Origin of the sequence: Aeromonas sp. A35_P (assembly GCF_002259925.1) — a bacterium.
Classification (GTDB): Bacteria; Pseudomonadota; Gammaproteobacteria; order Enterobacterales; family Aeromonadaceae; genus Aeromonas; species Aeromonas dhakensis.
In genome coordinates, this window is sequence record NZ_NEVB01000089.1 from 1 (window position 1) to 6,768 (window position 6,768).

The 6,768-nt window shown below is 65.9% G+C and carries 10 protein-coding genes; 6 read left to right on the forward strand and 4 right to left on the reverse strand.

The genetic code is table 11. The features are described from left to right. The coding region (locus CAK78_RS06795; protein WP_141214125.1) for a transposase at positions 1 to 202 on the reverse strand (202 nt) is incomplete at its 3' end. Between the two features lie 171 nt (positions 203 to 373). Here CAK78_RS06795 and CAK78_RS06800 point away from each other — a divergent pair. Genes CAK78_RS06800 through CAK78_RS06810 form a run of 3 tightly spaced genes read left to right on the forward strand, consistent with a single transcriptional unit; the run spans position 374 to position 2,409 of the window. Then, positions 374 to 1,354 (forward strand): ChaN family lipoprotein, encoded by a 981-nt coding sequence (locus tag CAK78_RS06800; protein WP_094696790.1) that lies wholly within the window; start codon positions 374 to 376, stop codon positions 1,352 to 1,354. Positions 1,355 to 1,413: 59 nt separating this feature from the next. Then, positions 1,414 to 1,965, forward strand: coding sequence for a cysteine hydrolase family protein (locus CAK78_RS06805; RefSeq protein ID WP_094696785.1), 552 nt, complete (start codon positions 1,414 to 1,416; stop codon positions 1,963 to 1,965). Positions 1,966 to 2,004: 39 nt separating this feature from the next. Continuing rightward, positions 2,005 to 2,409 (forward strand): hypothetical protein, encoded by a 405-nt coding sequence (locus tag CAK78_RS06810; protein ID WP_094696786.1) that lies wholly within the window; start codon positions 2,005 to 2,007, stop codon positions 2,407 to 2,409. A gap of 71 nt (positions 2,410 to 2,480) precedes the next feature. Here CAK78_RS06810 and hutZ read toward each other — a convergent pair whose 3' ends face one another. Both hutZ and hutX read right to left on the reverse strand, forming a co-directional pair. Continuing rightward, positions 2,481 to 3,038 carry a heme utilization protein HutZ gene (hutZ, locus tag CAK78_RS06815; protein ID WP_005304092.1) on the reverse strand — a complete coding sequence of 186 codons (558 nt, stop codon included), beginning with the start codon at positions 3,036 to 3,038 and terminating at the stop codon, positions 2,481 to 2,483. After that, a complete protein-coding gene (gene hutX / locus CAK78_RS06820) occupies positions 3,035 to 3,547 on the reverse strand; it encodes a heme utilization cystosolic carrier protein HutX (RefSeq protein WP_094696787.1) in 513 nt (170 codons plus the stop codon). Before hutX ends, hutZ begins: the two co-directional genes overlap by 4 nt. A 168-nt stretch (positions 3,548 to 3,715) precedes the next feature. Between hutX and CAK78_RS06825 the strand changes: the two genes are divergently transcribed. The 3 genes from CAK78_RS06825 to CAK78_RS06835 are packed head-to-tail and all read left to right on the forward strand — an operon-like array spanning position 3,716 to position 6,386. After that, positions 3,716 to 4,555: a heme/hemin ABC transporter substrate-binding protein gene (locus tag CAK78_RS06825; RefSeq protein WP_094696788.1), complete on the forward strand. Its 840-nt coding sequence runs from the start codon at positions 3,716 to 3,718 to the stop codon at positions 4,553 to 4,555. Then, positions 4,552 to 5,583, forward strand: a complete 1,032-nt coding sequence (locus CAK78_RS06830; protein WP_176452707.1) for a FecCD family ABC transporter permease — start codon at positions 4,552 to 4,554, stop codon at positions 5,581 to 5,583. The genes CAK78_RS06825 and CAK78_RS06830 overlap by 4 nt, the downstream gene beginning before the upstream one ends. 14 nt (positions 5,584 to 5,597) lie before the next feature. Beyond that, positions 5,598 to 6,386: a heme ABC transporter ATP-binding protein gene (locus CAK78_RS06835; RefSeq protein WP_094696789.1), complete on the forward strand. Its 789-nt coding sequence runs from the start codon at positions 5,598 to 5,600 to the stop codon at positions 6,384 to 6,386. Positions 6,387 to 6,515: 129 nt separating this feature from the next. Here the strand turns inward: CAK78_RS06835 and CAK78_RS23340 are convergent. Then, the coding region (locus tag CAK78_RS23340) for a zinc ribbon domain-containing protein (protein WP_141214131.1) at positions 6,516 to 6,768 on the reverse strand (253 nt) is incomplete at its 5' end.

The following is a 6,768-nucleotide window of genomic DNA, read 5'->3' on the forward strand; positions in this document are numbered from 1 at the left end:
GGTGATGGCAGTGATTGCATTGCAGCACGCGTGGCCGACTTTTCAGGTGACAACAGGTCTTGTTGGCACATTCAGGGCAGACAAAGCCGTGAGGAAAACGCCAAGTGAACAACGCGTTTTCGCACTGAGCTTCAGTGCCATAGTCCTTGAGAAGCTCAAACAGGCTGTAGCCTTTCTGGAATTGGACTTTGCTTTTGGCCATGATCTCGCTCCTCGATAACTGTGCATAAGATCAGTATAGTTCGGGGTGACTGCTAATCATGGGTAATCAGGTTTTCTTTTGTCATAATTAGGTTCTACACTACGCCCTCTGTTTTCCCGCCCGCCATGCTGCCATTGTATGGTGCAGGCACCTCATCGCTGCGAGACCCCCATGACCCGACTTCTGCCCCTGCTCACCCTGCCCCTGCTGCTGGCCGCCTGTGCCACGACGGCCCCCATCAACGATGCCGGCACCCTCTATCACTATCAGCTCAAGGCCACCCAGGGGGAGCCGCTGACCCTGGAGCAGGCCCTGGCCCGGGTGGCGGATGCCGACATAGTGCTGGTGGGCGAGCTGCACACCCACCCGGCGGTGCACCTGCTGCAGGCCAGAATGCTGGCGGGCCTGGCCGACACGGCGCAGGCAGACGGCCGCCCCCTGGTGCTCTCCATGGAGCAGTTCAGCCGCGCCGCTCAGCCGGTGCTGGATGCCTACCTGGCCGGTCGCATCGGCGAGGCGGCCCTCATTCGCGACGGCAACGCCTGGCCCAACTACCAGAGCGACTATCGCCCGCTGGTGGAGTTCGCCAAGGCGCACCACCTGCCGGTCATCGCCGCCAATGCCCCCAAATCGCTGGTGAGCTGCGTCGGCCAGGAGGGGCCGGCCTGGCTGGATCAGCTGCCCGCCAGCCGTCGCAGCCAGCTGGCCCGCACCCTCACCCTCGGCGATGACCCCTATCGCCAGAAGTTCATGGCCTCGCTCCATCATGGGGATGCCGACGGCAACGCCCGCCGCTTTGCCGCCCAGACCAGCTGGGACGACACCATGGCCGAGAGCATGGTGGATTACCTGCGCAGCCACCCCGGCCGGCGCATCATGCACATCGCCGGCAACTTCCACGTGGAAGGCGGGCTGGGGCTGGCCAGCCGCATCGCCAGTCGCAACCCGGCCCTCAAGGTGGCGCTGGTCGTGCCTGAGCTGACGGCGCAGCAAACGGATGACAAGCAAGCTGTGGCCGGCCGGGTGGCCGACGTGCGGGTCGGCATCGCCCCCCTGCCGGAACGCTGGCTAAATGCCGATGAAATGAAGCAAGATATGGGCGCACTGCATCAATCCCGCAGTCGTGACTGCAGCCAGTGGCTGCAACCCTGACCTTGCGTCTGAGGAGCCCAGTGCTGCCACCCTGACAAACAATTGCCCAAGGATTTCATATGGATGTGTTACTGGTCATCGACATGCAACAGGGGCTGTTCACTCAGCCTCGCCATCAGGACGCCCAGGTCATCGCCAATATCAATCGATTGGCCGAGCGCGTGCGGGCAGAACAGGGTCGTGTCATCTATGTGCAGCACGATGCCCCCGGTTCCGAAGTGGATCCCGCCAGCCCGGGCTGGCAGCTGCACGCCGATCTCGCCCCGCGGGAGCATGACAGCCGGGTACGCAAGACCGCCTGCGACAGCTTTCTCGACACCGAGCTCGGTTTCCTGCTGGCGGAACAGCCGGTGGACAGGCTGCTCGTCTGCGGCTGTGCCACCGATTTTTGCGTCGACACCACCTTGCGCAGCGCCGCCGCCCGCGGTTTCGAGGTGGTGGCGGTCACCGACGCCCACACCACGGCGGACCGGCCCCACCTGAGCGCGGAGCAGATCATCGAGCACCATCACTGGATGTGGCGTCACCTCAGCCTGCCAAAAGGCAGAAGCGTGACCCTGCTCACGACGGATGAGCTGCTCGGCGCCACCCAACCCGAGCCGGCATGTTAATCTGCCCGCTCTGAAGCGATCACCCGATTGGAGTCTTGTGTGCGTCTACTCTCTGCCGTTGCCTTCACGCTGCTGTTACCGGCAATCACCGCCTGCTCCGGCCTGCCGGGGCGCCAGCCGGATGGCCCGGCCCCCCTGTTCAGGACCCACATCAACGAGGAGGGAAGCAAGCGCTTCACCTTCGAGGCCGCCCCGCTCGATACCCTGCCCACCCGCCTGCAAAACGATGACGGCAGCAAGCTGAGCAGGAACAAGAGCCTGCTGGAGCGGCGTGAAGCGCTGCAGGATGCCCAGCTCACCCTGGCGCTGGCCGAGCGCAAGTACTGCCGCGAAGGCTACATAGTGCTCAGCCAGACCTCCTGGAAGATCCGGGGAGAGTGCAACGAGACCGCCACCGGGGCCGACCGCGACGCCTTTCCCAACAAGGCCTCCTGGCAGGATTGAGGGAAAACCGTCCATAAAAAAACGGGCAGCCCCAGGGCTGCCCGTTTTGTCATCTTGGCGATCTACGCGGCTCAGACCGGCGCATCGGCCGGGCTGGTCAGCTCGGCGCCATTGTCGATGCGCTTGTGCCCTTCCACCAGGTGGACGAAGTCCACCAGCTCGTCGCCGGAGACCCGGAACGCCTGGCCGAAGCCCTTGACGAACAGCCCCTGCTCGGGCTTGAGACGAAACAGCACGAAGTCCTTGAGGTTGGAGAGCCCCTTGACTATCTCGCCAAAGCGCCCTTCCAGCGCCGCCACGGCCTTCTCCCAGCGCACGTCGTCGCGGGCCACCACTTCGGCCAGCGCATCGAAGGTGAGGCGCTTGCGGGCAAACAGTTCGCGGGCCCCGTTCTCGTCCTCGATCAGCATCAGCGACACCTTGGGCACCTGTTGCAGGTTGCGGGCGTGGCGGGCGATCTCGGAGATGAGCACATAGTAGCCATCTTCCTGCAGCACGAAGGGGGCATAGCTGGCATTGGGGTTGCCTTCACTGTCCACCGTCGCCAGCTGCAGGGTGCGGCAACCGTCGCGAAACTCGCGGATCTCCGGTTGCAGGCGGTTCTGCAGACGCTCCTGACGTTCACTCATGCTTTGACTTCCTCTTGATACTGGTGGCGCAGGGCCATGAAGCGTTCCACCTGGGCCGGCAGCAGCTGACGCTGTTCGTCACGCCCCAGATAGACCTTGAAAATGCAGCGACCGCTGTGGCCGAAGAACTGGAAGGAGTGCCCCTCCTTGCCCATGAACAGCTTGCTGACCAGAGCGATGCCGACCACGTTGTTGAGCTTGAGGTGGCCGTGCATCTCGCCGTCGCGCCCCATCAGGTTGTAGTAGCCACGGGCGCTCTTGCCGCGGGGGAAGGGGGCCTTCACCTCGAAGATGGAGCCGTCGGATTCGACGATGGTGGTCACCTGGCCCCAGTCGGCCAGATCCGCCAGCAGGGCTTCAGCCTGCTCGGCGGGCACCAGGGTGACCAGCTCGGCCGGCAGGTGGCGCACCACCTCCCATTCGCTGACGGCCAGCTCGGCGGCGATGGTGGACGGGTGAGCGCCGGGATCTTGTGCCAGCAGCCCATGAATGCGTTGTGCAATGCTCATCGGTTCTCCCTTGGGATGCCTGCGGCATCCCTGTTCTGTCATGGCGGATACTGTAATGAAGGCCCCAAACCAATGCAATTGATAATCGCTTTCATTCTCAGTGCATTTTTTTCGACGGCTTGATATTCTCGGCGGCAATCCCACTTCATTCACCCTTCGGAGGTTAGCATGGGCCGTCGTTTTGCCCTCGCACTCAGCCTGCTCGGCTGCTCAGCCCTGTCTCTGCCCGCTCTGGCGCAGGAACGTATCGTCAGCATAGGCCCGGCCACCACTGAACTCATTCTGGCACTCGGGGGCGAGCAGAGCCTCATTGCCACCGACATCAGCAGCCCGGAGCCGAAGAACCTGCCGCAGGTCGGCTATCACCGCGCCCTCGCCGCCGAAGGGATCCTGAGCCTGGCGCCGACCCGGCTGGTCGGCAGCGACGAGATGGGGCCGCCGCCCGCCCTGGAGCAGCTGCGCCGGGCCGGGGTCGAGGTGGACGTGCTGCCCACCGCCCCCACCCTCGCCAACCTCAATCAGCGCATCGATACCCTGGCCGCTCTGCTCAAGGACCCGGCCGCCGGCACCCGCCTGAAGGCCGAGATCCAGACCCAGAGCGAGCAGCTGGCCGCCCAGGCCAAGCAGAACAAGCCGCTCAAGGTGGTCTTCCTGCTGTTGCACAAGGGCCAGCCCACCAGCATCGCCGGCGGCAACACCACCGCCAGCGCCCTGCTCACCCTGGCCGGCGGCGTCAACCCGGTGGCCCAGCTGCAAGACTACAAGCCCGTCTCCACCGAATCCCTGATCGAGCTGCAGCCCGATCTGGTGCTGGTGAGCGGCCGCGACTGGCAGCAGTATCAGGATCCTGAAACCGTGCTGAGCCAGGTGCCCGCCCTTTCCGCCACCCCGGCCGGCAAGAACAGGGCCATCCATGCCATCGACGGCCACGCCCTGCAAGGGGGGCTCAGCCTCACCTCGCTGCAGCAGGCCAGCCAGATCGCCAAGTGGATCAAGCTGGGTTCATGATGCGTCTGCCACTGCCCTGGCTGCTGTGCCTCACCGGTGGCGCACTGGCGCTGCTGCTGGTCGGGTCGCTGGCCACCGGCCCCATGGCCCTCTCCTTTGGCGAGAGCCTGCGCGCCCTGTTCGCCGGCCAAGGGAGCGGGATTGAAGCCCACAAGCTGCTGATCGTGCAGGAGATCCGCCTGCCGCGCACCCTGCTCTGCATCGCGGTGGGGGGGATTCTCGGCCTCTGCGGCGCCGTGATGCAGGGGCTGTTTCGCAACCCCCTGGCCGACCCCGGCATCATCGGGGTCTCCGGCGGGGCGGCGCTCGGCGCGGCGCTGGCCATCGTGCTGCTGGCCCCCCTCGGCCAGCAGTGGCAGAGCCTGCTCGGCATCGGCCTGCTGCCCCTGCTCGCCTTTCTCGGCGGGGCGCTGACCACCACCCTGGTCTATCTGCTCGGTACCCGCGAAGGGGGCACCTCGGTCACCGTCATGCTGCTGGCCGGGGTGGCCGTCACTGCGCTGTCCGGCGCCGTGATCGGCCTGCTCACCTATCTCGCCGACGATCAGATGCTGCGCAACCTGAGCCTGTGGCAGATGGGGTCGCTGGCGGCGGGCAAGCCGGTGGACGTGGCGCTGGCGCTGCTGACCCTGGTTGCCCTGCTCATCCTGTTCATGCGCGATGCCAACCCCCTCAACGCCCTGCTGCTGGGTGAAGGGGAGGCCCGCCACCTCGGCATCCAGGTGCAGTCTCTCAAGCGGCGGCTGATCCTGCTCACCGCCGCCGGGGTCGGCGTGGCGGTGGCGGTAGCCGGCATGATAGGTTTCGTCGGCCTGGTGGTGCCCCACCTGGTGCGGCTGCTGGCCGGCCCCAACCACGTCCGGTTGCTGCCGCTCTCCGCCCTGCTCGGGGCCGCCCTGCTGCTGGGCGCCGACATGCTGGCCCGCACCCTGCTGGCGCCGGCCGAGATGCCGGTCGGCATCATCACCGCCCTGCTGGGCGCCCCCTTCTTCATCTGGCTGCTGGTCAAGGGCCGCCAAACCCTTTAACCGGAGGACTCCTCTTGTCAGCTTCATCGACCCTGCTGCACTGCCGCCAGCTCAGCCTCTGCCGGGGCGGCCGCCCCATCCTGGACAGGCTCGACCTCAGCCTGCAGGCGGGCAGCCTCACCGCCCTGCTCGGCCCCAACGGCGCCGGCAAGAGCTCGCTGCTCAAGTGCCTCACCGGCGAGCTGGAACATGAGGGGGAGATAGATCTGTTTGGCCGCGAGCGGCGGGAGTGGGCCGGCAACGAGCTGGCCCACCGGGTCGGGGTGTTGCCGCAGAGCTCGTCCCTGAACTTTCCCTTCCTGTGCGAAGAGGTGGTGGCCATGGGCCGACTGCCCCACAGCGAGCCGGCCAGCCGGCGCGACGAGATAGTGCGGGCCGCCATGACCCATGCCGGGGTGGATCACCTGGCCGGCCGCCTCTATCCCGGCCTCTCCGGCGGGGAGCGCCAGCGGGTGCAGTTCGCCCGGGTGCTGGCCCAGATCTGGCAGGTCCCGGAGGAACCGCAACAAGCGCGGCTGCTGCTGCTGGACGAGCCCACCTCGGCGCTCGATCTCAAGTACCAGCACCAGCTGCTCACCATGGCGCGCGCCCTCGCCGCCCGTCATACCGCCGTGCTGGTGGTGTTGCACGACCTCAATCTGGCGGCCCGTTACGCCGACCGGCTGGTGATGCTGGAGCAGGGCAGAGTGATGGCCGACGGCACCCCGCGCGAGGTGCTGACGCCTGATCTCATCGACCGGCTCTACGACTACCCGGCCCAGGTGATCCTCCACCCCGCAAGCGGACTGCCCATGGTGGTGTGATGTGATGATGGCCGTGCGGCAGATAGCAACAGAGCGCCATCAGGCGCTCTGTTTGTTTGCAAGGCATGGTAGGCTGACTGCCCACCAAACAGCCTCATATGATTCTTTACTCTTGACATCCTCCCCCGCCTAAAGTCGGGGGATTCCTACGGCGCCCACCCCGGCATCGAGCCGGGGTGGGTCGCTTCGGCGGGTTCCTGCTGCTGGCGACCTTACTGCATCGCTCACTTCACAGGCGAACCGGGCGTGTCCCGCCCTTAAAACATTGATCGCGCCGACCAGATCAGCGTTTTCCTCGAAGCCACATTCGACGCACGCAAACCGCTCTTGCGTCTGCCGGTTGTCCGCCGATACATGGCCGCAGCACGGACAGGTGCGGCTC

Bases quoted from the DNA above. Each gene is read 5' to 3' on its own strand.
- CAK78_RS06800 (WP_094696790.1), top strand. From the start codon at position 374: ATGACCCGACTTCTGCCCCTGCTCACCCTGCCCCTGCTGCTGGCCGCC.
- CAK78_RS06805 (WP_094696785.1), top strand. From the start codon at position 1,414: ATGGATGTGTTACTGGTCATCGACATGCAACAGGGGCTGTTCACTCAG.
- hutZ (WP_005304092.1), bottom strand. From the start codon at position 3,038: ATGAGTGAACGTCAGGAGCGTCTGCAGAACCGCCTGCAACCGGAGATC.
- hutX (WP_094696787.1), bottom strand. From the start codon at position 3,547: ATGAGCATTGCACAACGCATTCATGGGCTGCTGGCACAAGATCCCGGC.
- CAK78_RS06825 (WP_094696788.1), top strand. From the start codon at position 3,716: ATGGGCCGTCGTTTTGCCCTCGCACTCAGCCTGCTCGGCTGCTCAGCC.
- CAK78_RS06830 (WP_176452707.1), top strand. From the start codon at position 4,552: ATGATGCGTCTGCCACTGCCCTGGCTGCTGTGCCTCACCGGTGGCGCA.